This is a genomic window from Streptomyces melanogenes, assembly GCF_014649795.1.
GTDB lineage: Bacteria > Actinomycetota > Actinomycetes > Streptomycetales > Streptomycetaceae > Streptomyces > Streptomyces noboritoensis.
Genome location: NZ_BMTS01000011.1, coordinates 46,391 through 70,975, shown reverse-complemented (window position 1 = coordinate 70,975; position 24,585 = coordinate 46,391). Strand labels below are relative to the sequence as shown.

The following is a 24,585-nucleotide window of genomic DNA, read 5'->3' as shown; positions in this document are numbered from 1 at the left end:
TGTCACACACCACATGAGGGAGTCATCGATGACGTCTGCCCAGACCGCCGTGTCCGCCCGCTCCTCCGCCGCCCGGCAGCCCTGGCGCGGCATCATGGTCGCCACCGCCCTGCCCCTGCGCGAGGACCTGTCCGTCGACTACGACGCCTACGCCGACCATGTGCGCTGGCTGATCGACAACGGCTGCGACGGTGTCGTACCGAACGGCTCCCTCGGCGAGTACCAGACCCTCACCGACGAGGAACGGACCCGTGTCGTCCAAGTCGCCGTGGAAGCGGCGGGCGACGGGGACCGGGTGATGCCCGGCGTCGCGGCCTACGGCAGCGCCGAGAGCCGCCGCTGGGCCGAGCAGGCCGCCGAGGCGGGCGCGGGCTCGGTCCTGCTGCTCCCGCCGAACGCCTACCGCGCCGACGAGGTGACGGTGCGCGCCCACTACGCCGAGGTGGCCCGGGCCGAGCTGCCGGTCGTCGCGTACAACAACCCGTACGACACCAAGGTGGACCTGACGCCTGCGCTCCTTGCCCAACTCCACCGGGACGGCAGCATCGTCGCGGTCAAGGAATTCAGCGGGGATGTGCGCCGGGCGTACGAACTCGCCGAACTCGCCCCGGAGCTCGACCTGTTGATCGGAGCCGACGACGTCCTCCTCGAACTCGCCCTCGCGGGCGCGGTCGGCTGGGTCGCCGGGTACCCCAACGCGCTGCCCGCCGCCTCGGCCACCCTCTACCGCGCCGCCGTCGCCGGGGACCTGGAGACCGCCCTGCCGCTCTACAAGTCGCTGCACCCGCTGCTGCGCTGGGACTCCAAGACCGAGTTCGTGCAGGCCATCAAACTGTCCATGGACATCGCCGGACGGCCCGGCGGACCGGTCCGGCCGCCGCGCGCGAGGCTCGTCGGGGACCAGGAGTCCGCCGTCCGCGCGGCCACCGAGAAGGCACTCGCGGAAGGGCTCCGCTGACCATGCGCACACGTCACGTCTACCACGCGGTCGACTCGCACACCGAGGGCATGCCCACCCGGGTGATCACCGGCGGCGTCGGTGTCATCCCGGGCGCGACCATGGCCGAGAAGCGGCTCCACTTCCTCGACCACCTCGAAGACCTCCGCACGCTGCTGATGTACGAGCCGCGCGGCCACGCCTCCATGAGCGGCGCGATCCTCCAGCCGCCCACCCGCCCCGACGCCGACTACGGCGTCCTGTACATCGAGGTCTCCGGACTGCTGCCGATGTGTGGCCACGGGACGATCGGCGTGGCCACCGTGCTGGTGGAGACCGGCATGGTGCCGGTGACCGAGCCGGTCACCACCGTCCGCCTCGACACCCCCGCCGGGCTGGTCAGCGTCGACGTCCAAGTGGCGGACGGCGAGGCGAAGTCCGTCACGCTCACCAACGTGCCGTCCTTCTGCCTCGGACTCGACCGCAAGGTGGAGGTGCCCGGCCACGGCACGGTCACCTACGACATCGCGTACGGCGGGAACTTCTACGCCTTCGTCCACCTCGACGACCTCGGGCTGCCCTTCGACCGGGCGCGCAAGGACGACCTGCTCGCCGCCGGGCTCGCGATCATGGACGCCATCAACGCCACCGACCGGCCGGTGCACCCGGAGAACCCGGAGATCGGCGGCGTCAAACACGTCTACCTCGCCGCGCCCGGCTCGGACGCGGTCCGCTCCCGGCACGCCATGGCGATCCACCCGGGCTGGTTCGACCGCTCCCCGTGCGGCACCGGCACCTCCGCCCGGATGGCGCAGCTGCACGCCCGGGGCGAACTCCCGCTCCACCGCGACTTCGTCAACGAGTCCTTCATCGGTACGGAGTTCACCGGCAGGCTCGTCGAGGAGACCACCGTCGGCGGCCTCGCGGCGGTCGTGCCGACGGTGACCGGACGCGCCTGGATCACCGGGACGGCCCAGTACTTCCTGGACCCGTCCGACCCCTTCCCGGCGGGCTTCCTGCTGTGAACGAACCCGGCATGGATCTCGCCCTGGTCGGCGCCGAGGAGATCGCGCGCCTGCTCACGCCCGCCGCGGCCGCCGAGGCGGTGGCGGAGGTGCTGCGCGACGGGTTCGACCCCGAGTCGGACCCGCCGCGCGTCAACATGCCGGTCGCGGCGGGGGAGTTGCTACTGATGCCCGCCGCCTCCGGATCGTACGCGGGGGTGAAGATCGCGGGCGTCGCCCCGGCCAACCCCGCGCGCGGCCTGCCCAGGATCACGGGCAGCTATCTGCTCCTGGACGGCGCGACCCTGCTGCCGCTCGCCCTCCTGGACGGCGCGGCCCTGACGACCTTGCGCACCCCGGCCGTCTCCGCCGTCGCGCTCGCGCACCTGGCCGCTCCCGAGGCGGCCCGGCTCGTCCTGTTCGGCGCGGGCCCGCAGGCGTACGGACATCTGCGGGCGGCCCTGGCCGTACGGGAGTTGAAGGACGTCACCGTGGTCGCCCGCAACCCCGAGGCCGTCGAGGCGCTGGTGGCGCACGCCCGTACGCTCGGGGTGGAGGCGCGGGGCGGCGCCCCGGACGACGTGCGCGACGCGGACCTCGTCATCTGCTGCACCACCGCGCGCGAGCCGCTGTTCGACGGCCGGCTCGTCGCGGACGGGGCCACCGTGGTCGCGGTCGGCTCGCACGAACCGGACGCCCGCGAGACCGACTCGGCGCTGGTGCGGTGCTCGGCGGTGTACGTGGAGTCGCGGGCGGCGGCCCTGCGCGAGGCGGGCGATCTGCTGATCCCGCTGACCGAGGGCGCGATCGGGCCCGGTCAGGTGACGGGCACCCTCGCCGAGCTCGTCAACGGGCGGGCCGCCGTGCCATCCGATCGCCCGCGCCTCTTCAAAAGCGTGGGCATGGCCTGGGAGGATCTGGCGGTGGCGGCGGCCTGGCACCGTGCACGGCGCGACCCGACGGGGCAACGTGACATTGTACGCTGAGCCTCCGCGGATTCACGGAGGAAGTGCCATGGGCGACCTGAAGCAGCGCAATCTCATCACGGCCCAGGAGCGGCTGCGCGACCAGGTCGCCCACGCCCTGCGCGCCGCCCTGGTCGCCGGTGAACTCCGCCCCGGCAACATCTACTCCGCCCCGGGCCTGGCCGCGGACTTCGGTATCTCGGCCACCCCGGTCCGCGAGGCCATGCTCGACCTGGCCCGCGAAGGCCTCGTCGAACCCGTACGGAACAAGGGCTTTCGCATCACCGAGGTGAGCGAGCGCGACCTCGACCAGTACACGGAACTGCGCGCCATGATCGAGGTGCCCACCGTCGGCAAGGTGACGCAGATCGCCACCGTGGAGCAGCTGGAGGAACTGCGGCCCGTCGCCGAGGAGATCGTCGCCCACGCGCGCGACCACAACCTCATCGGCTACCTCGACGCCGACCGCCGCTTCCACCTCCAGCTCCTCGGCCTGGCCGGGAACGAGCGGCTCGTCGAGACCGTCGGCGACCTGCGCAAGCGCTCCCGGCTCTACGGACTGACCCGGCTCGACGAGCGCGGCCAGCTCATCTCCTCGGCCGAGGAGCACATCGAGCTGCTCGACCTGATGGTGGCGGGCGACGAACTCGCCGCCCAGGAGTGCATGGCCCGCCACCTCGGCCACGTCCGCTCGCTGTGGGCGCAGGCCCGCGACGAGCCGGTGGAGCCGCGCCCCAAGCGCACGCTGGGCAACCGCTGACCTGCGCACGGTGACGACTGCGGGGCAGCGGCGGGCCGTTGGGGCGGCCGGGACTTGATCGACTGGTGAGGCCCAGGGGCCGGGCTTAGTGTCGAGGGGTGGACGGGACCGTCCACCGTCCCTCGTGCGAGGGCAAGGTCCGCCATGACGAGTTCGCAGCCGACACCCACGACCGACACCGCCGCCCCCGACCGCGGAGGCGGCGGCAAGGGGATCGCGCTCCTGGTCATCGCCTCGTGCCAGTTGATGGTGGTGCTCGACATCACCATCGTCAACATCGCCCTGCCGCACATCCAGAGCGCCCTGGACTTCTCCACCACCAGCCTGGCCTGGGTGGTGAGCGCCTACACGCTCACCTTCGGCGGGCTGCTGCTGCTCGGCGGCCGCACCGGCGACATCCTCGGCCGGCGCCGGGTGTTCATGTTCGGCGTCGTGCTCTTCGCGGTCGCCTCCCTGCTGGGCGGACTGTCCCAGGACTCCGGTCAGTTGCTGGCCGCCCGCGCCTTCCAGGGCGTCGGCGGCGCCATCGCCTCGCCGACCGCGCTGGCCCTGATCACCACCACGTTCACCGAAGGCCCCGAGCGCAACCGGGCGTTCGGCGTCTTCGCGGCGGTCTCCGCGGGCGGCGGCGCGATCGGCCTGCTCGCCGGCGGCCTGCTCGTCGAATGGCTCGACTGGCGCTGGGTGTTCTTCGTCAACGTGCCGATCGCGGCGCTGATCGTCATCGCGACGCCCCGGCACATCCAGGAGTCCGAGCGCCATCCGGGCCATTTCGACTTCGCCGGCGCGCTCACCTCGACGCTCGGCATGACCGCGCTGGTGTACGGCTTCATCCGGGCCGCCCAGGAGGGCTGGCGCGACCCGTACACCCTGGGGTCCTTCGGCGCCGCCGTGCTGCTGCTCGTCGTGTTCTTCCTGGTGGAGCGGCGTTCGGAGCGGCCCATCACACCGCTGCACATGTTCGCCGACCGCAACCGCGCGGGCACCTACGGCATCATGCTGAGCCTCGCCGCAGCGATCTTCGGCATGTTCTTCTTCCTCACCCTGTTCGTGCAGAACGTGCTGGGCTTCAGCCCGCTGAAGGCCGGGCTCGCCTTCCTGCCGGTCAGCGCCGTCATCGCGGTGGGCGCGGGGATCGCCTCGCAACTGCTGCCCAAGTACGGCCCCAAGCCCTTCATGGTGACGGGCTCGGTCCTGGCCGCGGCGGGCCTGTCGTGGCTGACGCTCACCGACATCCACTCCACGTACGCGGGCAGCATCCTGGGCCCGATGCTCGTCTTCAGCCTCGGCATGGGCCTGAACTTCGTCTCGCTGACGCTGATGGCCGTCTCGGGCGTGCCCGTGCACGAGACGGGCGCCGCCTCCGGCATGCTCAACGCCACCCAGCAGGTGGGCGGCTCGCTGGGCCTGTCCATCCTGGTCACGGTCTTCGGCACGGCCAGCCGCAACGAGGCGAACGACCAGGTGCCCACGTTCCTGCACCAGGCGACCCCCGCCGAGCGCCTGATGTTCCAGCGCACCGGCAAGCTGCCGCGCCCCTGGAGCGACCAGGTGCTCGCCTCGGGGGTCTCCACCGCCTTCATCGTGGCCGCGATCTTCACGGTCGTGGCGGCGGTGATCGCCCTGTTCGTCATCCAGGTCCGCCCCTCGGACCTGGAGCGCCTCCAGGGCGGAATGACCCCCGGTCCCTGAGGCCGCCCGGCGGGGACGATCTCAGGGACCGGGGACCGACGGCCTGTGTACGGGACGAGCCGCCGGACGGTATGCGGGATTTGCTACTAGATGTCGCGGAAGATCTCGATCTGCGCGCCCACCGAGTTGAGCCGCTCCGCCAGCTCCTCGTAGCCGCGGTTGATCACGTACACATTGCGCAGTACGGACGTGCCCTCGGCCGCCATCATCGCGAGCAGGACCACCACCGCCGGGCGCAGCGCGGGCGGGCACATCATCTCCGCCGCGCGCCAGCGGGTCGGGCCCTCGACGAGCACCCGGTGCGGGTCGAGGAGCTGGAGGCGGCCGCCGAGGCGGTTGAGGTCCGTGAGGTAGATCGCACGGTTGTCGTAGACCCAGTCGTGGATGAGGGTCTTGCCCTGCGCCACGGCCGCGATCGCCGCGAAGAACGGCACGTTGTCGATGTTGAGGCCGGGGAACGGCATCGGGTGGATCTTGTCGATCGGCGCCTCCAGCTTGGAGGGGCGGACCGTGAGGTCGATCAGCCGGGTGCGGCCGTTGTCGGCGGCGTACTCCGCCGAGCGGTCGTGGTCCAGGCCCATCTCCTCCAGGACCGCGAGCTCGATCTCCAGGAACTCGATCGGCACCCGACGGATCGTCAGCTCCGACTCGGTGACCACCGCGGCGGCCAGCAGGCTCATCGCCTCGACCGGGTCCTCGGACGGCGAGTAGTCGACGTCCACGTCGATGTTCGGCACGCCGTGCACGGTCAGGGTGGTGGTGCCGACGCCGTCGACCCGTACGCCCAGCGCCTCCAGGAAGAAGCAGAGGTCCTGGACCATGTAGTTGGAGGAGGCGTTGCGGATGACGGTGACGCCGTCGTTGCGGGCGGCGGCCAGCAGCGCGTTCTCGGTCACCGTGTCGCCGCGCTCGGTCAGCACGATCGGGCGGTCCGGGGCGGTCCGGGTCACCTCGGCGTGGTAGATGCCCTCGGTGGCCGTGATGTCCAGGCCGAAGCGGCGCAGCGCGATCATGTGCGGCTCGATGGTGCGCGTACCGAGGTCGCAGCCGCCCGCGTACGGCAGCCGGAAGCGGTCCATGCGGTGCAGCAGCGGGCCGAGGAACATGATGATGGAGCGGGTCCGGCGGGCGGCCTCCGCGTCCATGCCGTCCATGTCGAGGTCGGCCGGGGGCACGATCTCCAGGTCGACGCCGTCGTTGATCCAGCGGGTGCGCACCCCGATGGAGTTCAGCACCTCCAGGAGCCGGAAGACCTCCTCGATGCGGGCCACCCGGCGCAGCACGGTGCGGCCCTTGTTGAGGAGCGAGCCGCAGAGCAGCGCCACGCAGGCGTTCTTGCTCGTCTTGACGTCGATGGAGCCGGAGAGGCGGCGCCGGCCGACCACCCGCAGATGCATGGGCCCGGCGTAGCCGAGCGAGACGATCTCGCTGTCGAGTGCTTCACCGATGCGGGCGATCATCTCAAGGCTGATGTTCTGGTTCCCGCGCTCGATACGGTTCACGGCGCTCTGGCTCGTGCCCAGAGCCTCGGCCAACTGCGTCTGTGTCCAGCCCCGGTGCTGCCGGGCGTCACGGATGAGCTTGCCGATGCGTACGAGGTAGTCGTCTGACATGGCGGCAGGTTATCTCACATATGAGATGAGATTCCTCTTGGGGTGCGCCGTCGGGGTGAGGGCTCTGTGAAGCACCGTCAGTTCTGATGGTGGTGCGGCGGGGGTGCCGGGGCAACCGGAGTGCATCCGTCCGGGACCCTTCGGGGCAGCCCGCGCACGCGTGCGGGGCGTGCCCGCGCATGACCGGCGGCCGCCCATGTACTAGAGTTATCTCGACATCGAGATATCTGCCGAGGCGCACCGCGGCCGCACGTCACCGTCGAAGTGGCGGTAAGGGTGACCTAACTTAGCCTTACCTTAGCGGATTGGCTATCCAGCGTGGCGGCAGGATGCGGTGGAACGCGCACATATATGAAGGAGACTGTCGTGTCGGCGAACAGCTTCGACGCCCGCAGCACGCTGCAGGTGGGCGACGAGTCGTACGAGATCTTCAAGCTGGACAAGGTCGAGGGCTCCGCGCGCCTCCCTTACAGCCTGAAGGTGCTGCTGGAGAACCTGCTCCGTACCGAGGACGGCGCGAACATCACCGCCGACCACATCCGGGCGCTCGGCGGCTGGGACTCCCAGGCGCAGCCCAGCCAGGAGATCCAGTTCACGCCGGCCCGCGTGATCATGCAGGACTTCACCGGCGTGCCCTGTGTCGTCGACCTCGCCACCATGCGCGAGGCCGTCAAGGAGCTCGGCGGCGACCCGGCGAAGGTCAACCCGCTCTCCCCGGCCGAGCTGGTCATCGACCACTCCGTCATCGCCGACAAGTTCGGCACCAAGGACGCGTTCGCCCAGAACGTGGAGCTGGAGTACGGCCGCAACAAGGAGCGCTACCAGTTCCTGCGCTGGGGCCAGACCGCCTTCGACGACTTCAAGGTCGTCCCGCCGGGCACCGGCATCGTCCACCAGGTCAACATCGAGCACCTCGCTCGTACGGTCATGGTCCGCAACGGCCAGGCCTACCCCGACACCCTGGTCGGCACCGACTCGCACACCACCATGGTCAACGGCCTCGGTGTGCTGGGCTGGGGCGTCGGCGGCATCGAGGCCGAGGCCGCGATGCTCGGCCAGCCGGTCTCGATGCTCATCCCGCGCGTCGTCGGCTTCAAGCTGACCGGCGAGCTGAACCCGGGCACCACCGCCACCGACCTGGTCCTCACGATCACCGAGATGCTGCGCAAGCACGGCGTCGTCGGCAAGTTCGTCGAGTTCTACGGCGAGGGCGTCGCCGCCACCTCGCTGGCCAACCGCGCCACCATCGGCAACATGTCGCCGGAGTTCGGCTCCACCGCCGCGATCTTCCCGATCGACGGCGAGACGCTGAAGTACCTGCGTCTGACCGGCCGCTCCGAGCAGCAGGTCGCGCTCGTCGAGGCGTACGCCAAGGAGCAGGGCCTCTGGCTGGACCCGGCCGCCGAGCCCGACTTCTCCGAGAAGCTGGAGCTCGACCTCTCCACGGTCGTCCCCTCCATCGCCGGCCCGAAGCGCCCGCAGGACCGCATCGTCCTGGCCAACGCCGCCGAGCAGTTCGCCCTGGACGTGCGCAACTACGTCGAGGACGACGACGAGGCGGGCAAGGAGTCCTTCCCGGCCTCCGACGCCCCGGCCGCCGCCAACGGCGTCCCGAGCCGCCCGACCACCGTGGTCGCCGCCGACGGCTCGACGTACGAGATCGACCACGGCGCCGTCACCGTCGCCGCGATCACCTCCTGCACCAACACCTCGAACCCGTACGTGATGGTGGCCGCGGCCCTCGTCGCGAAGAAGGCGGTCGAGAAGGGCCTGTCCCGCAAGCCGTGGGTCAAGACCACGCTCGCCCCGGGCTCGAAGGTCGTCACCGACTACTTCGACAAGGCCGGTCTGACGCCCTACCTCGACAAGATGGGCTTCAACCTGGTCGGCTACGGCTGCACCACCTGCATCGGCAACTCCGGTCCGCTGGACGAGGAGATCTCGAAGGCGGTCAACGAGCACGACCTCGCGGTCACCTCGGTGCTCTCCGGCAACCGCAACTTCGAGGGCCGGATCAACCCCGACGTCAAGATGAACTACCTGGCGTCCCCGCCGCTGGTCGTCGCGTACGCCATCGCGGGCTCCATGAAGGTGGACATCACCACCGAGGCCATCGGCACGGACACCGACGGCAACCCGGTCTTCCTCAAGGACATCTGGCCGACCGAGGCCGAGGTCAACGACGTCGTGGCGAACGCCATCGGCGAGGACATGTTCAACAAGTCCTACCAGGACGTCTTCGCGGGTGACGCGCAGTGGCAGTCGCTGCCGATCCCGACCGGCAACACCTTCGAGTGGGACCCGCAGTCCACCTACGTCCGCAAGCCCCCTTACTTCGAGGGCATGCAGATGGAGACGACCCCGGTCACCGACATCACGGGCGCGCGCGTCCTGGCCAAGCTGGGCGACTCGGTCACCACCGACCACATCTCCCCGGCCGGTGCGATCAAGGCCGACACCCCGGCGGGCAAGTACCTCACGGAGCACGGCGTCGCCCGCCGTGACTTCAACTCCTACGGCTCGCGCCGTGGCAACCACGAGGTCATGATCCGCGGCACGTTCGCCAACATCCGCCTGCGCAACCAGATCGCGCCGGGCACCGAGGGCGGCTTCACCCGCGACTTCACGGTCGAGGGCGCGCCGGTCTCCTTCATTTACGACGCCTCCCAGAACTACCAGGCCGCCGGCACCCCGCTGGTCATCCTGGCGGGCAAGGAGTACGGCTCGGGCTCGTCCCGCGACTGGGCCGCCAAGGGCACGGCGCTGCTCGGTGTCAAGGCCGTCGTCGCCGAGTCCTACGAGCGCATCCACCGCTCGAACCTCATCGGCATGGGCGTCCTCCCGCTCCAGTTCCCGGAGGGCGCCACGGCCGCCTCCCTGGGCCTGACGGGCGAGGAGACCTTCGCCATCACGGGCGTCACCGAGCTGAACGACGGCACGACCCCGCGCACGGTGAAGGTCACCACGGACACGGGCGTGGACTTCGACGCGGTGGTCCGCATCGACACCCCCGGCGAGGCGGACTACTACCGCAACGGCGGCATCATGCAGTACGTGCTGCGGAACCTGATCCGTAACTAACGGACCCGGGTCAGCAGGAAGGGCCGCACCCCGTCTGAGGGGTGCGGCCCTTCGTCATGCACGGCGCTTCAGAGAAGAGCCGGTCGGATCAGAACAGCAGGCGGTAGGTGTTCCAGCCGCCGTTGCCGATCTTCACCTTGGACTCGAAGGGGTCCCGGGCGTTGCCGTTGCCGGAGTAGCGCCACAGGGCGCCGCTGCCGTCGCGGGCGATGAGGTCGGTGCGGCCGTCACCGGTGATGTCACCGACGGACACGAGGGTGTTGTACGCGTTCCAGCCGCCACCGATCCGGGTGCGGCCCTCGAACGGCGCCTTGTAGTTGCCGGTGCCCTTGTAGAGCCACAGCGTGCCGCCACCGTCGCGGGCGACGATGTCGGGCTTGCCGTCACCGGTCAGGTCGCCGTTGCCGGCGATCTGCGTGTACTGGCCCCAGCCGCCGCCGACCTTGTAGCGGGACGTCATGTTGCCGTTGCCGTACCCGAGGTACAGGTACAGGTAGCCGTTGCCGTCACGCGCGATCAGGTCGCCGGCCCCGGCGCCGCCGAGGTCGCCCACTGCCCACACGTGGTTGTAGGTGTTCCAGCCGCCGCCGACCTTGAAGTTCTGGCCGCCGAAGGGCTGGTAGAGCAGGTCGCCGTTGTTCTGGCGGGCCCAGAAGCCGTCGGCGTGGCCGTCGTTGTTCAGGTCGGTCTGGGCGATGTCCCGGGTGCGGTCCCAGCCGTAGCCGGAGTACTGGCGGGACTCGAGGCCACCGTTGCCGTCGGGCGCGTAACCGTACACGAAGCCGTCGCGCTCGACGCCGTACAGCGCGAAGTACGAGACCGCGGCGAGCGAGTTCGAACGCGGCGCGGTGACGCCGGTCTTCGCCTTCGGCTTGGCGTCGGTCGCCGACTTGCCGGGGTTGTCCGCCGCGACGGCGGAAGCGCCCGTCGCGACGAGGGCGGCGGTGACCGCCGCGGTGGCGAGGCGCGCGGCTATGCGTCCACGCTTACGGCCAGAAGTCTTGGCCACGTATTTCTCCATGGAGTTGTTGAGACATGGCGTGCCACACGACGTGCGGCGCGCCATAGGATCAACGAGATCGTTTCACGGGTTTCTCACATCCTCCAAACAGGTTTGTGCGGGAATCGTCACGGCCGGTTCGGCTGTGCGTGCCGGTACGCCGAAGGGCCGCACCGCCGAAGCGGTACGGCCCTCCGTCACCTCGGGTCAGGGACCCGACGGTCGATCAGAAGAACAGCCGGTAGGTGTTCCAGCCGCTCGTGCCGATCTTCGTACGGCCCTGGTACGGGGACGCGGCGTTGCCGGTGCCCTTGTACAGGTACAGCTCGCCCGCGGCGTTGCGGCCGATGAGGTCCGCCTTGCCGTCCAGGTCGATGTCGCCCGGAGCGAAGATCGTGTTGTAGGTGTTCCACCCACCACCGATCTTGACCCGGCCCTCGAAGGGAGCCTTGTAGTTGCCGGTGCCCTTGTAGAGCCACAGGGTGCCGTCGCCGCCGCGCGCCACGATGTCGGCCTTGCCGTCGCCGGTCAGGTCGCCGTTGCCCGCGAGCTGGGTGTACTGGCCCCAGCCGCCGCCCACCAGGTAGCGGGACGTCATCTTGCCGTCGCCGTAGCCCAGGTAGAGGTACAGGTTGCCCGAACCGTCACGGCCCAGCAGGTCACCCGCGCCCGCGCCGCCCAGGTTGCCCGGGGACAGCAGGGTGTTGTAGGTGTTCCAGCCGCCGCCGACCTTCCACGGCTGGCTGCCGTCGTTGGCCGCGTAGTACAGGTTGCCGCTGTAGTCGGCCTGCCAGATGCCGTCCGCCAGGCTGTCGGCGTTGTGGTCGACCTGGCCGATCCACTTCTGGTTCCAGCCGGTGTTGCCCTCGAAGCCGACACGGCCCTCGAGGCCGCCGTTGCCGTCGGGGGCGTAGTACCAAGCCGTGTTCGACTTGTCGACGCCGTACAGGCCGAACACCGGGGCGTCGCCCACGTTGGACGCCTGCGCGCTCGTCAGGGCGCCCTTGGCCGGCTTGGCCGCCGGAGCCTTGAACGGCTTCGCCGAGGGGTTGTCGGCGGCGAAGGCGGAGGCGCCGGTGCCGACGAGGGCGGCGGTAACCGCCGCGGCAGCGAGGCGGGCAGCTATCCGTCCACGCTTACGGCCAGAGATCTTGGCCACGTATGTCTCCATTGGTCGTGAATGAGACGTGGAGCGGCTCGGGTGCCGAGCCGCGTCACGAGTTCAGCGGAATCGTTTCACGACTCCTTTACCTGTCAACCCGCCCACCACCAAAGGGGACCAAGACAACAGCTCTTTCTTGGCCCTTGTTCACCCGCCGTATCCCAAAAACGCCCAAAAGGGCCGCATTTCCTAAACAGGAATGCGGCCCTCCGGATATTCGCCGGTCATCCACCGGTCATCCGCAGCGCGGAGGAGGCGTCAGAACAGCAGCCGGTACGTGTTCCAGCCGCCGTTGCCTATCTTCACGCGCGGCTTGTACGGGGCCGCCGCGCTGCCCGTGCCCTTGTACAGCCACAGCGCGCCCGCCGCGTCGCGGCCGAGCAGGTCGGTGGTGCCGTCGAGGTCCACGTCGCCGGAGGAGACGATGGTGTTGAAGATGTTCCAGCCGCCGCCGATCTTGACGCGGCCCTCGAAGGGAGCCTTGTAGTTGCCGGTGCCCTTGTAGAGCCACAGGGTGCCGTCGCCGCCGCGCGCCACGATGTCGGCCTTGCCGTCACCCGTGAGGTCGCCGTTGCCCGCGAGTGCCGTGTACTGGCCCCAGCCGCCGCCCACCAGGTAGCGGGAGGTCAGCTTGCCGTTGCCGTAGCCCAGGTAGAGGTACAGGTTGCCCGAGGAGTCGCGGCCCAGGAGGTCGCCGGCGCCCGCGCCGCCCAGGTTGCCCGGGGACAGCAGCGTGTTGTAGATGTTCCAGCCGCCGCCGACGGTGGTGTTCTCCAGCTCGACGTACGGCTCGTACGTCATCGTGCCCTTGGTGTCCCACTTCCACATGCCGTCCGCGACGCCGTCGGCGTCGTTGTCGACCTGGGCACCGTTCTTGAGGCCGCCCTGGCCCTCGTCGAGCTGCATCCGGGGCGAGAAGCCGCCCTCGAAGTCCGGCAGATAGGCGTAGCTGTTGCCGGAGCGGTCCACGCCGATCAGCGGGAAGACCGGGTAGGCGCCGTTGGGGTCGCCGTCGGCCTTGGCGACGCCGTGCTTGGCGCCCTTCGCCGCGGCGTGCGCGGCGGCCTTGGCGGTGGCGGCCTTCACCTGTGCCTTGGCGGACGGGGTCGGGTTGTCGGCGGCGAAGGCGGAGGCGCCGGTGCCGACGAGGGCGGCGGCAACCGCCGCGGCAGCGAGACGGGCGGCGGCTCGACGCCCACGCGTACGGCCAGAGGTCTTGGCCACGTATCTCTCCATAGAGTCGATGAGCCATGACGCGGTACCGGGCACGTCTGCGAACCGTGCGCCGGGACGCGTCACGCGATCATCGAGATCCTTACACAACTCCTTTACCTGTCAACCTGTTTGAGTGCGGAATCGGGAGTTGGCCGAATGCGGAAGGGCCGCACCCCCGTCCCCGGGAGTGCGGCCCGTCCGTATCGCGGGTCGGCGACGAGAAGAAGCGACCAGGCGAAGCGATCAGAAGAACAGCCGGTACGTGTTCCAGCCGCTCGTCCCGATGTTCTTGCGCCCCGCGAACGGCGCCGCCGCGTTGCCCGTGCCCGAGTAGCGCCACAGGGAGCCGTCGTTGCCGCGGGCGACGAGGTCGGTCGTGCCGTCCAGGTCCAGGTCGCCCATCGAGAACAGGGCGTTGTACGTGTTCCAGCCGCCACCGATCCGGACGCGGCCCTCGAACGGGGCCCGGTAGTTGCCGGTGCCCTTGTAGAGCCACAGCGTGCCCGAGGCGTCGCGGGCGACGATGTCGGCCTTGCCGTCGCCGGTCAGGTCGCCGTTGCCCGCGATCAGGTTGTACGCGTTCCAGCCGCCGCCGACCTTGTAGCGGGTCGCCACCTTGCCGTTGCCGTAGCCCAGGTACACGTACAGCGCGCCGGTGGTGTCGCGGGCCAGCAGGTCGCCGGCGCCCGCGCCGCCCAGGTTGCCCGGGGCGAGCACCAGGTTGTACGTGTTCCAGCCGCCGCCGACGGTCCACGGGTCGGTGGCGTCGTCCGCGGCGTAGTACATCGTGCCGTTCTTGTCCCACTCCCACCAGCCGTCGGCGTACCCGTCGGCGTCGTGGTCGACCTGGGTCGTCCACTTGATGGCGTCCCAGCCCGTGTCGATCTTGGCGCGCGGGCTGAGGGCGCCGCCGCCGTCGCGGATGTAGCCGTAGAGCGTGTTGGCGCGGTCCGCGGCGAACAGGTCGAACTGGGGGGCCTCGGGGCTGGGCGCGGAGCTCACCGCGCCGGACCGCGCGAGCGACGGCGCCGACGACGCCGGGGCGGCGGGCGTGAACGGCTTCGGCGGGTTGACCGCGGCGGCCGCGGTCGCACCGGCGCCGACCAGGGCGGCGGCGGCCACGGCGGCGCCGAGCCGGGCGGCTATCCGGCTCCGCTTGCTGCCGGAAGTCCGAGAAGTCCCGGAAGTCCCGGTATCCTTGGCCAGAGTCTTGGCCACGTAGTTCTCCATGATCCATGAGGCTCAGATGCGACGTGGCGCGCCTCAGCAGTCGAGACGCGCCACGGGTTTCACGGGAATCTTGCCATGACTCCTTTACATGTCAATCGGCTTGAGGTAAAAGCGGCCAACTCGATACGACCGCCCACCTCATGGGGTCGTCACCGCAGCAGCTCGATCTCCGCCAGCGTCGCCGGTCCGCCCGCCGGCACCAGCCGGTAGTGCCCGTACGAGCCGGGCCGGGCCACCCCGAACACCCGGGTCTGCTTGTCCCAGGCGAACGACTCACCCGAGCGTTTGTCCAGATCGACCCACTTCGTCCCGTCCGAAGAGCCTTGGAGGACCCACCCCTTGGGAGCCTTCGCGCGGTCGGCGGACGTCAGGGTGTACTGCACCGCGCGCGTCGCCGAAGCCACCGGCAGCTCGACCGAGTCGAACGTGCCCGCCGTGGCCGAGGTGTCGTCGAACAGCGGGCCGCTGCCCGAGATGGCGTCGGACGGCGGCGCGGGCACCTTGTCGTCGTGCGTGATCGACACCGGCGCCGCCTTCTCGCCCGTGCCCCAGGCCGAGGGGCGCGGCCCCATCGCGAAGTCCAGCGTGCCGCCCCGGGCCAGCAGGGAGTGGGGGAGCGCGGTGGAGTTCCAGGCCTTGCCGTTCACCTTCAGCGACTGGACGTAGAGGTTGCGGGAGCTGTTCTTCGGGGCCTTCACCACGAGGTCGCGGCCGTTCTCCAGGTGCACCGTCGCCTTGGTGAACAGGGGCGAGCCGATGGCGTACTCGCCGCTGCCCATGACCAGCGGATAGAACCCGAGCGCGGAGAACAGGTACCAGGCCGACTGCTCGCCGTTGTCCTCGTCGCCGTGGTAGCCCTGGCCGATCGCGCTGCCCGTGTAGAGGCGGTTCATGACCTCGCGGACCTTCTCCTGCGTCTTCCAGGGCTGCCCGGCCGCGTCGTACATGTACGTCACGTGGTGGCCGACCTGGTTGGAGTGGCCGTACATGCCCATCCGGACGTCACGCGCCTCGGTCATCTCGTGGATGACGCTGCCGTACGAACCGGCGAAGTCGGGGGAGGCCGTCTCCGGCGTCGCGAAGAACGCGTCGAGCTTCTTCGCGAGCCCGGCGCGCCCGCCGTAGAGGTTGGCGAGGCCCCGCGAGTCCTGCGGGGCGGTGAACGCGTAGCCCCAGCCGTTGGTCTCGGTGTAGTCGTAGCCCCAGACCCGCGGGTCGTAGGAGCCGCTCGGCACCCGCCACTCGCCCTTGGTGTCGCGGCCCTGGAAGAAGCCGGGCGCGCCCGCCCCGGCGCTCGCCGCCTTCGGGTCGAAGAGCTTCACGTAGTTCTGGGCCCGGCTCAGGAAGTACGCCGACTCCTCCTTGTAGCGGGCCTTGTGCGTCTTCTTGTAGAGCGCCTCGCCCATCTTCGCCAGGCCGTAGTCGTTGAGGTAGCCCTCAAGGGACCAGGACAGGCCCTCGTGCGTGGAGGTCGGGGTGTAGCCGAGGAAGGGCGAGGTGTCCATGCCCTTGCGGCCGACCCCCGCGGACGGCGGGGCGACGGTCGCGTTCTTCAGCGCGGCCTCGTAGGCGGCCTCGCCGTCGAACCTCACGCCCTTCACATACGCGTCGGCGAACGCCACGTCCGAGCTGGTCCCGGTCATCAGGTCCGCGTAGCCGGGCGAGGACCACCGCGAGATCCAGCCGCCGTCCTTGTACTGCTGGACGAACCCGTCGACCATCTCGCCGGCCCGGCCCGGGGTGAGCAGCGAGTACGCGGGCCAGGTCGTGCGGTAGGTGTCCCAGAAGCCGTTGTTGACGTACACCTTCCCGTCGACGATCTTCGCGCCGGTGTGCGTCGGGGTGTCCTGGCCGGTGCCGGGGGAGAAGGGGCTGGCGTACTGCTCCTTCGAACCGACCTTCTCGAAGCCGGAGTTGGGGTACAGGTACAGGCGGTAGAGCGAGGAGTAGAGCGTCGTCAGCTGGTCGTGGCTCGCGCCCTCGACCTCGACCCGGCCCAGGATCCGGTCCCAGGCCTGGCGCGCCCGGTCCCGTACGCGCTCGAAGGAGGTGCCCGCCGGGATCTCCGCGGCGAGGTTCGCCTTCGCCTGGTCCACACTGATGAGTGAGGTGGCGAGCCGCAGGGTGACCGTGCGGTCCTTGCCGGGCTTGAGGCGCAGATAGCCGGTGACGTCCGCGCCGCCGCCCCCGGGCAGCTTGCCGCCCGCGGTGGCCGGCGCGTCCAGGACGCCGTAGACGAAGAGCCTGGTGGCGCCCTCGGAGAGGCCGCTCTTGACGTCGGAGTAGCCGGTGAAGGACGAGGTCGACGGGTCCAGGGTGAGGGCGCCGTTGTTGTTGACGTTGTCGAAGAGCACGCTCGCGTCGTCACCGGGATAGGTGAACCGCATGGTCGCGGCGTGGTCGGTGGGCGCCATCTCGGCCTTGAGGCCGTTCTCGAAGGTGACGCCGTAGTAGTACGGCTTCGCCGTCTCGTTCTCGTGCCGGAACGCCAGCGCGCGTGCGGTGCGCGAGGCGTCCGGGGTCCCGGCGGCCGCCGACGGCATCAGCTGGAAGGTCTGCCGGTCGCCCATCCAGGGGCTCGGCTCGTGGCTCGCCGAGAACGCCTGGAGGGTGGGCAGGTTGTCCGCGTTGTTGCGCCGCGCGTAGTCGTACAGCCAGTCCTGCGAGCCCGCGTTGGTCACCGGGGTCCAGAAGTTGAACCCGTTGGGGACGGCCGTCGCCGGGAAGGTGTTGCCGCGCGAGAAGGAGCCGCTGGAGTTGGTTCCCCGGGTGGTCAGCGCGTAGTCGGCGAGGTGGGCCAAGCGCTTCTCCGGCTGCTGCGGGGCGATCGACAGGTCGTCGATCCAGCCCTGGAACTTCGCCGGGCCCTTGGGCGAGTCGTACGCCACCAGGATCCGGTCGACGGTCTTCCCGGCGGCCACCGCCCCGATGCGCGAGGACACCTGGTTCCACTGGTTGACGTAGAGCGTCTTCGCCGCGCCCTGGCCCTGCGGGGTCAGCAGGCCGCCGTGCGAGTCGATCGCCTTGAGGTCGCTCAGATAGGTGCCGTCGGTGAAGGCGAGGTCCACCGACACGTTGGTGGCGGGATAGCCGAGGTCGGTCTCCGGCATCGACGGGAAGACCTTGTAGTCGAGCACGGTGTCCCGGCCGATCCGGGTGTCCACGTCGAAGATCTTGTTGTACGAGTAGGCCCGCCCGTCCGCCTTGTGCGTACCGGCGTAACGCAGGGCCCTCTTTCCGGTGAATCCGGCGTTGGCCTTGGCGGTGGGGGAGCCGCCGGGCCCGCGGTCCGCCAGGGTCAGCATGTCCGGCGGGACCGGGGTGCTGGTGTCCCCGTTCGAGAACTGCACATCGGCCAGCTGGGTGATGTCGGCTCCGCCGTTGCGGGTGATCTCCAGGCGGTAGTGCGCGTACGCCGTGGAGCCCGCGAAGTCGTACGTCTTGGTCTGGAAGCGGGAGTTGAACGTTTCACCCGAGCGGGAGTCCAGCGTCGTCCAGGTGCTGCCGTCCGCCGAGCCCTTCAGCGTCCAGTCCTTGGGGTCGCGGGGAGCCGCGTCATTGGCCGAGGTCAGCGCGTAGGTGACGACCTTGACCGGACTGTCGAGATCGAATTCCAGCCAGGCGGTGGGCTGGAAGGCGAGCCATTTGGTGCTCGGCTGGCCGTCGACGAGGTTCTCCTTCACCTCGCCCGAGCCGTCGTTCTCGGCGCTCGCCCGCACCGCCGTGACCCTGTCGGTGACATTGCCCGGTATTCCGCTGGTGAATCCGCCGTCGACCCCCGACGTACGTTTCCTCCCGTCCGGGCCCACCTCCACGGTGTTGCGCCAGTCCGGCTGCGGCTGGCCGGTTTCGAACGAGGTGCGGAACTCCTGGCCGCCGAGGGCGGGTCGGGCCGCGGCCGGCTGGGCCGACGCGGCCCCCTGGGCCGTCACCACGAGCAGGAAGGAGGCCGCCGCGAGGGCGGCCGCCGGCCCTTGTCGGAGCCGGGATCTGGGCAGCATACGGAGGCCTTTCCATTGGCGGGCGCATGACACGACGACGCCCGGCCGAGGCCGGTGCGCTCCGGTCATACGATCTGGACAACGTTGTCAGAGTGAAAATGCAGGATCCAGTAGGAAGCCAAGGCATAGGTGGTGTCAAGGGTGTTGAGGGGGAATGGCCTGGGCGTTTCGCGGCGCCGCGAGAGTGTCGCGGGGGTCCGGCCCACCGCGCTCCGCCATCAGATATCCAGGAGGTCTCAACTCGGGAAAGGATGCCGTCCAACCATGCTTTCGATCTTGCTCAGTTGACGGAAAGTGGACTATACCTGTCGGCGTCCGCTCCGCCGGGAAACCGGCGGGCTCGGGGGACGGGGGACGTCGGGGAAGCAACGGCACGTCATCCTCCGCAATGTCCGACGTATCCGCTGCGTACCCTGCACTACCCAAGCTTCAGCACAACTGACCGCGGTGGCGGGGCCCTTCGCCTGCAGGCGATTTGGTACGGGCGACCGGTACACCGCCTGAGTCCTGGAGAAGGCGAGGACTTGAGCATGGGATCCACCTCCGCCCACGACAGCAATGAGGGCCTGGGCCGTCGCGATCTGATCAAGCGGTCCGCGGCGCTCGGTCTGATCACCGTTCCGGCGATGGGCTTCCTGTCCGCCTGTGCGAGCAGCAGCGACGACAGCCCGAAGGAAAAGGCCAGCGGCGGCCCCAAGACCGCCAAGAACCCGCTGGGCGTCAATGAGTCGGCCGGTCTCGACGTCGTCATCTTCGACGGCGGTTTCGGCACCAAGTACGCCACCGACGCGAACGCGGTGTACGAGAAGGCGTTCCCGAAGGCGAAGATCAATTTCCACAAGACCCAGAAGATCCAGTCCGAGCTGCAGCCCAAGTTCAACGGCGGCACCCCGCCGGACCTGATCGACAACTCGGGCGCCGAGCAGATGGACATGGGCGTCCTGGTCGGAAAGAGCCAGCTCACCGATCTGACGCCGCTCCTGGACGCGCCCTCCATCGACGACCCGAGCAAGAAGGTCCGCGACACGCTGCGGCCCGGCATCGTGGAGATGGGCCAGTTCGACGGCGACCAGTGCTGGATCTTCTACTACGCGTACACCGTCTACGGCGTCTGGTACTCGCAGACCGCGCTGGACAAGCTCGACGCGAAGTACCCGGAGACCTGGGACGAGATGCTCGCCCTGTGCGAGAAGGCCAAGAAGCAGGGCATCGCGGGCTGGACCTACCCGGGCAAGTACCCGTACTACCTGCCCTTCTCGCTCTACCCGTTCATCGCCAAGATCGGCGGCCGCGAGGTCCTGGACGCCATCGACAACCTGGAGCCGAAGGCCTGGGAGCACCCGGCCGTCAAGGCCGCGTTCGAGGCGTACTACGAGCTCTTCAAGAAGGGCTACATCCTCCAGGGCACCCCGGGCATGACCCACATCCAGTCGCAGACCGCCTGGACCAAGGGGCAGGCGCTGTTCATCCCGAACGGCTCCTGGGTGGAGAACGAGGCCGCTCCCACCACGCCCAAGGACTTCAAGATGATGGTGGGCGCGCCTTCAAGCCTCGACGGCAACGACAAGATGCCGTTCGGCACCATCTGGGCGTCCGGCGGCGAGCCGTTCATCGTCCCGGCCAAGGCGAAGAACCCGACCGGCGGCATGGAGCAGCTGCGCATCATGCTCAGCGAGGCCTCCTCGAAGAACTTCACGACCCAGGTCAAGTCGCTCTCCGCGTTCAACGGCGGCACGGACGGCCTGGCCCTGTCGACGGCCCTGCAGTCCGGTGTCGACGCGCTGAAGAAGGCCGGCACCAACGTCGTCAACCCGCGGCTCCAGGACTGGTACGTGAAGCTCCAGAAGGAGCAGATCGGTGTCGCCGGTCTCGGTGAGATGATGGCGGGTCGCGCGACTCCGGCCGAAACCATCAAGAAGATCCAGGGTTACGCCGACAAGGCCGCCCAGGACCAGAACATCAAGCACTACAAGCACAAGAAGTAGCGGCAGTGTTCAGGCGTCATCAGCGGCGGCACCCGCTGGAAGATCGGGGTCGGTAACCATGCAACACGGCAAGTACCGGTTCATCGTGGGATTTCTGGTACTCCCACTGGCGTTGTACTCACTCTTCGTCATCTGGCCGTTCGTCCAGTCCATCTACTACTCGTTCACGGACTGGACCGGTCTGAGCCCGGACTTCAAGATGGTCGGCTTCGACAACTACAAGCGGATGTTCGACGACGACATCTTCTGGAAGTCGTTGCAGCACAGTCTGCTGTTCGTCCTGCTGCTGCCGCTGGTGACGCTGGGTCTCGCGCTGTTCTTCGCCTTCATGCTCAATGTCGGGGGGCGGCGCCGAAAGGGCGCCGCCATTACCGGAGTGCGCGGCTCCGGCTTCTACAAAATCGCCTACTTCTTTCCGCAGGTGCTCTCGATCGCGATCGTCGCCCTGCTGTTCCAGTTCGCGTACAACCCCAACAACGGCGTGATCAACTCCGCGCTCAAGGGGGTCGGTCTCGGCAGCGTCCAGCCGAACTGGCTGGGCGACCCGGATCTGGCGCTGTACTGCGTGATGGCCGTGCTCGTCTGGTCCACGGTCGGATTCTTCGTCGTGCTGTTCTCGGCCGGAATGGCGTCGATCCCCAGGGACTTCTACGAGGCGGCGTTGCTCGACGGCGCCAGCCGCTTCACCACGTTCTTCCGGATCACGCTGCCGCTGCTCTGGGACACCGTGCAGTCCGGCTGGGTCTACATGGGCATCCTCGCCCTCGGCGCCGAGGCCTTCGCCTCGGTGCAGATCATGACGGTGGGCCCGGGCGGCCCCGACTACTCGACCACGGTCCTGCCGCTCTACGTCTATCAGTCGGCGTTCCGCGACGGTCAGGCCGGATACGCGACCACGATCGGTGTCGCGCTGCTCGTCGTCACGCTGCTGTTCGCGGCGGTCGTGATGCGACTGGGCCGGCGCGAGCGGCTGGAGTTCTCATGACCACTGACACCTCGACCGCCGACCTCGCCGAGGAGCGCCCGCCCGTGGCCAAGCAGGCGGCACCCGCCAAGAAGGAGAAGAAGGGCGAGGGCGTCGTCCTCAACGTCTTCTCGCACGGCGTGCTCATCCTCTGGGCGTTCATGGTCGTCATCCCGCTGCTCTGGGCGGTCATGGCGTCCTTCAAGGACGACAACTCGATCCTGTCGACCCCCTGGGCGCTCCCCGACAAGCTGCACTTCGACAACTGGTCGCGGGCCTGGACCCAGGCCCATATGAGCGACTACTTCGTCAACACCATCCTGGTGGTGGGGGGCTCGCTCATCGGCACGCTGCTGCTCGGCTCGATGGCCGCGTACGTGCTGGCGCGCTTCGAGTTCCCCGGGAACCGGTTCATCTACTACCTGTTCATCGGTGGGATGAGCTTCCCGATCATGCTGGCCCTGGTGCCGCTGTTCTACGTGATGAACAACCTGAGCCTGCTGAACACCACGCACGGGCTGATCCTGGTCTACATCGCGTACTCGCTGCCCTTCACGGTCTTCTTCCTCACCTCGTTCTTCCGGACGCTGCCCACCTCGGTCGCCGAGGCGGCCATGATCGACGGCGCCTCGCACACCCGTACCTTCTTCCAGGTGATGCTGCCGATGGCCCGTCCGGGTCTGATCAGCGTGGGGATCTTCAACTTCCTGGGGCAGTGGAACCAGTACATGCTGCCGACGGTCCTCAACACGGACCCGGACAAGCGGGTGCTCTCCCAGGGTCTGGTCGAGCTCGCGACCAGCCAGGGGTACAAGGGCGACTGGTCCGGCCTCATGGCGGGCCTGGTGATGGCGATGTTGCCGGTGCTCGCCGCGTACATCGTCTTCCAGCGCCAGGTCGTCGCGGGACTCACCGCGGGGGCGCTCAAATAGCGGTACGTCACGCTCCGTATCCACCACGGGACCGCCCGTCGGCGACACGCCGACGGGCGGTCCCGTGCTATGTCCCACTGCTCAGGTCTTGACGGGAGACAACCCGAAAGGCTCAGCTTAGAGTTCACATGTTGGAGATAGGGCGGGGCCTCAAAGCTGCGGCCCCGTGCGGGGGCGGCCGTCGTGCCGCCTGCCTACGGCAGGAGTGGATGGGTCGATGGAGACTCCGGGGTCGCAGACGTCGTTGCACCGGGCCAACCTGGAGCGGGTCGTACGCGCGGTCCGCATGGCGGGCTCGCTCACCCAGGCCGAGATCGCCAGGACCACGGGCCTGTCCGCGGCCACGGTCTCCAATATCGTTCGTGAACTGAAGGACGGCGGGACCGTCGAGGTCACGCCCACCTCGGCGGGCGGCCGCCGGGCCCGCAGCGTCTCGCTCAGCGGCTCCGCGGGCATCGTCATCGGCGTCGACTTCGGCCACACTCACCTGCGCGTCGCGGTCGGCAACCTGGCCCACCAGGTGCTCGCCGAGGAGGCCGAGCCACTCGACGTCGACGCCTCCTCCGCGCAGGGCTTCGGCCGGGCGGAAGAGCTGGTCACCCGGCTGATCACGGCCACCGGCATCGCCCGGGACAAGGTCATCGGGGTGGGCCTGGGCGTGCCCGGGCCCATCGACGTGGAGTCCGGCACGCTGGGCTCCACGGCCATCCTGCCGGGCTGGACCGGCATCAACCCCCGCGAGGAGCTCTCGGGCCGCCTGGGCGTGCCGGTGTACGTCGACAACGACGCCAACCTGGGCGCCCTGGGCGAGCTGGTGTGGGGCAGCGGGCGCGGGGTCAAGGACCTGGCGTACATCAAGGTGGCGAGCGGTGTCGGCGCGGGGCTGGTGATCGACGGGCAGATCTACCGGGGCCCGGGCGGCACGGCCGGCGAGATCGGGCACATCACCCTGGACGAGTCGGGCCCGGTGTGCCGCTGCGGCAACCGGGGCTGCCTGGAGACCTTCACGGCCGCGCGGTACGTGCTGCCGCTGCTGCAGTCCAGCCACGGGGCCGATCTGACCATGGAGCGCGTGGTCCAGCTGGCCCGCGAGGGCGACCCGGGGTGCCGGCGTGTCGTCGCGGACGTGGGCCGCCACATCGGCAGCGGTGTCGCCAACCTCTGCAATCTGCTCAACCCCAGCAGGGTGGTGCTCGGCGGCGATCTGGCCGAGGCCGGGGAGCTGGTCCTGGGGCCCATCAGGGACTCCGTGTCGCGGTACGCCATCCCCAGTGCGGCGCGCCAGCTTTCGGTCCTTCCGGGTGCTCTCGGCGGGCGCGCCGAGGTGCTCGGCGCGCTGGCTCTGGTACTGAGTGAAATGGGCGATTCGACCCTGCTTGAGAGTGCTCTCCCGGCCGGGGCGCCTGCCTTCACTTAGATAACGGATGGCACCGTTGTCATCTCGTTAAGGATTTACTCCTTGACGGTGGCCCTGCAGTCGAGTTGACTTCCAGCCACCTCGGCCGCAACGTCGCGGCCTCGTCAGGGAGGTTTCAGAATGAACACGCGTATGCGTCGTGCCGCCGTGGCCGTGGCCGCCACCGCGATGGCTGTCTCTCTCGCCGCCTGTGGAAGCGCCAAGGAGTCCGGCGACAAGACCAAGGAGTCGGGCGGCGCCAAGAAGGGCGACGAGATCAAGATCGGTCTGCTCCTGCCGGAGAACCAGACCGCGCGTTACGAGAAGTTCGACAAGCCGCTCATCGAGAAGAAGGTCAGCGAGCTGACCAACGGCAAGGGCAAGGTCGTCTACGCCAACGCCAAGCAGGACGCCACGGTCCAGGCCCAGCAGGTCGACACGATGATCACCAACAAGGTCGACGCGCTGATCGTGGACGCGGTGGACTCGAAGGCGATCGCGGGCGCGGTGAAGAAGGCCAAGGACCAGGGGATCCCGGTCGTCGCCTTCGACCGTCTGGCGGAGGGTCCGATCGACGCGTACACGTCGTTCGACAACGAGCAGGTCGGGCATGTGCAGGGCAAGGCCCTGGTCGACGCGCTGGGCGCG

17 protein-coding genes are annotated in these 24,585 nt (G+C 69.1%); 11 read left to right on the top strand and 6 right to left on the bottom strand.

The window, feature by feature from the left end:
* Nucleotides 1-28 precede the first annotated feature (28 nt).
* From IE252_RS23690 to IE252_RS23670, 5 genes are all read left to right on the top strand, one after another.
* Nucleotides 29-958 carry a dihydrodipicolinate synthase family protein gene (locus IE252_RS23690; RefSeq protein WP_190091488.1) on the top strand — a complete coding sequence of 310 codons (930 nt, stop codon included), beginning with the start codon at nt 29-31 and terminating at the stop codon, nt 956-958.
* 2 nt (nt 959-960) lie between these two features.
* Complete coding sequence (locus IE252_RS23685) at nt 961-1,962, top strand: proline racemase family protein (protein WP_190091487.1); 1,002 nt, start codon at nt 961-963, stop codon at nt 1,960-1,962.
* Nucleotides 1,963-1,973: 11 nt separating this feature from the next.
* Nucleotides 1,974-2,927, top strand: a complete 954-nt coding sequence (locus IE252_RS23680) for an ornithine cyclodeaminase family protein (protein WP_190091486.1) — start codon at nt 1,974-1,976, stop codon at nt 2,925-2,927.
* A 28-nt stretch (nt 2,928-2,955) separates the two neighbouring features.
* Nucleotides 2,956-3,666 (top strand): GntR family transcriptional regulator, encoded by a 711-nt coding sequence (locus IE252_RS23675; RefSeq protein ID WP_190091485.1) that lies wholly within the window; start codon nt 2,956-2,958, stop codon nt 3,664-3,666.
* 144 nt (nt 3,667-3,810) lie between these two features.
* Nucleotides 3,811-5,358: an MFS transporter gene (locus IE252_RS23670; RefSeq protein ID WP_190091484.1), complete on the top strand. Its 1,548-nt coding sequence runs from the start codon at nt 3,811-3,813 to the stop codon at nt 5,356-5,358.
* An 86-nt stretch (nt 5,359-5,444) separates the two neighbouring features.
* On the opposite strand, the gene IE252_RS23665 is transcribed toward IE252_RS23670, so the two are convergent.
* Nucleotides 5,445-6,971 (bottom strand): helix-turn-helix domain-containing protein, encoded by a 1,527-nt coding sequence (locus IE252_RS23665; protein ID WP_190091483.1) that lies wholly within the window; start codon nt 6,969-6,971, stop codon nt 5,445-5,447.
* A gap of 366 nt (nt 6,972-7,337) precedes the next feature.
* On the opposite strand from IE252_RS23665, the gene acnA reads away from it, so the two are divergent.
* Nucleotides 7,338-10,052: an aconitate hydratase AcnA gene (gene acnA, locus IE252_RS23660; protein WP_308434555.1), complete on the top strand. Its 2,715-nt coding sequence runs from the start codon at nt 7,338-7,340 to the stop codon at nt 10,050-10,052.
* Between the two features lie 88 nt (nt 10,053-10,140).
* On the opposite strand, the gene IE252_RS23655 is transcribed toward acnA, so the two are convergent.
* The 5 genes from IE252_RS23655 to IE252_RS23635 form a co-directional block, all read right to left on the bottom strand.
* Nucleotides 10,141-11,061, bottom strand: a complete 921-nt coding sequence (locus IE252_RS23655) for an FG-GAP repeat domain-containing protein (protein ID WP_229848756.1) — start codon at nt 11,059-11,061, stop codon at nt 10,141-10,143.
* 217 nt (nt 11,062-11,278) lie between these two features.
* Nucleotides 11,279-12,211, bottom strand: a complete 933-nt coding sequence (locus IE252_RS23650; RefSeq protein WP_190091480.1) for an FG-GAP repeat domain-containing protein — start codon at nt 12,209-12,211, stop codon at nt 11,279-11,281.
* Nucleotides 12,212-12,472: 261 nt separating this feature from the next.
* A complete protein-coding gene (locus IE252_RS23645) occupies nt 12,473-13,438 on the bottom strand; it encodes an FG-GAP repeat domain-containing protein (RefSeq protein WP_190091479.1) in 966 nt (321 codons plus the stop codon).
* Nucleotides 13,439-13,672: 234 nt separating this feature from the next.
* A complete protein-coding gene (locus IE252_RS23640) occupies nt 13,673-14,647 on the bottom strand; it encodes an FG-GAP repeat domain-containing protein (RefSeq protein ID WP_229848755.1) in 975 nt (324 codons plus the stop codon).
* Between the two features lie 161 nt (nt 14,648-14,808).
* Complete coding sequence (locus IE252_RS23635; protein ID WP_190091477.1) at nt 14,809-18,660, bottom strand: GH92 family glycosyl hydrolase; 3,852 nt, start codon at nt 18,658-18,660, stop codon at nt 14,809-14,811.
* Between the two features lie 530 nt (nt 18,661-19,190).
* Here IE252_RS23635 and ngcE point away from each other — a divergent pair.
* The 5 genes from ngcE to IE252_RS23610 all read left to right on the top strand — a co-directional run.
* On the top strand, nt 19,191-20,645 hold the full coding sequence (ngcE, locus tag IE252_RS23630) for an N-acetylglucosamine/diacetylchitobiose ABC transporter substrate-binding protein (protein WP_190091476.1): 1,455 nt from the start codon (nt 19,191-19,193) through the stop codon (nt 20,643-20,645).
* Between the two features lie 58 nt (nt 20,646-20,703).
* Nucleotides 20,704-21,630 carry a carbohydrate ABC transporter permease gene (locus IE252_RS23625; protein ID WP_190091475.1) on the top strand — a complete coding sequence of 309 codons (927 nt, stop codon included), beginning with the start codon at nt 20,704-20,706 and terminating at the stop codon, nt 21,628-21,630.
* The gene (locus IE252_RS23620) at nt 21,627-22,541 is read left to right on the top strand and encodes a carbohydrate ABC transporter permease (protein WP_190091474.1); all 915 of its coding nucleotides are present in this window, start codon (nt 21,627-21,629) and stop codon (nt 22,539-22,541) included. Before IE252_RS23625 ends, IE252_RS23620 begins: the two co-directional genes overlap by 4 nt.
* Before the next feature lie 217 nt (nt 22,542-22,758).
* Nucleotides 22,759-23,958: an ROK family transcriptional regulator gene (locus IE252_RS23615; RefSeq protein WP_190091473.1), complete on the top strand. Its 1,200-nt coding sequence runs from the start codon at nt 22,759-22,761 to the stop codon at nt 23,956-23,958.
* A 120-nt stretch (nt 23,959-24,078) separates the two neighbouring features.
* The coding region (locus tag IE252_RS23610) for a substrate-binding domain-containing protein (protein WP_190091472.1) at nt 24,079-24,585 on the top strand (507 nt) is incomplete at its 3' end.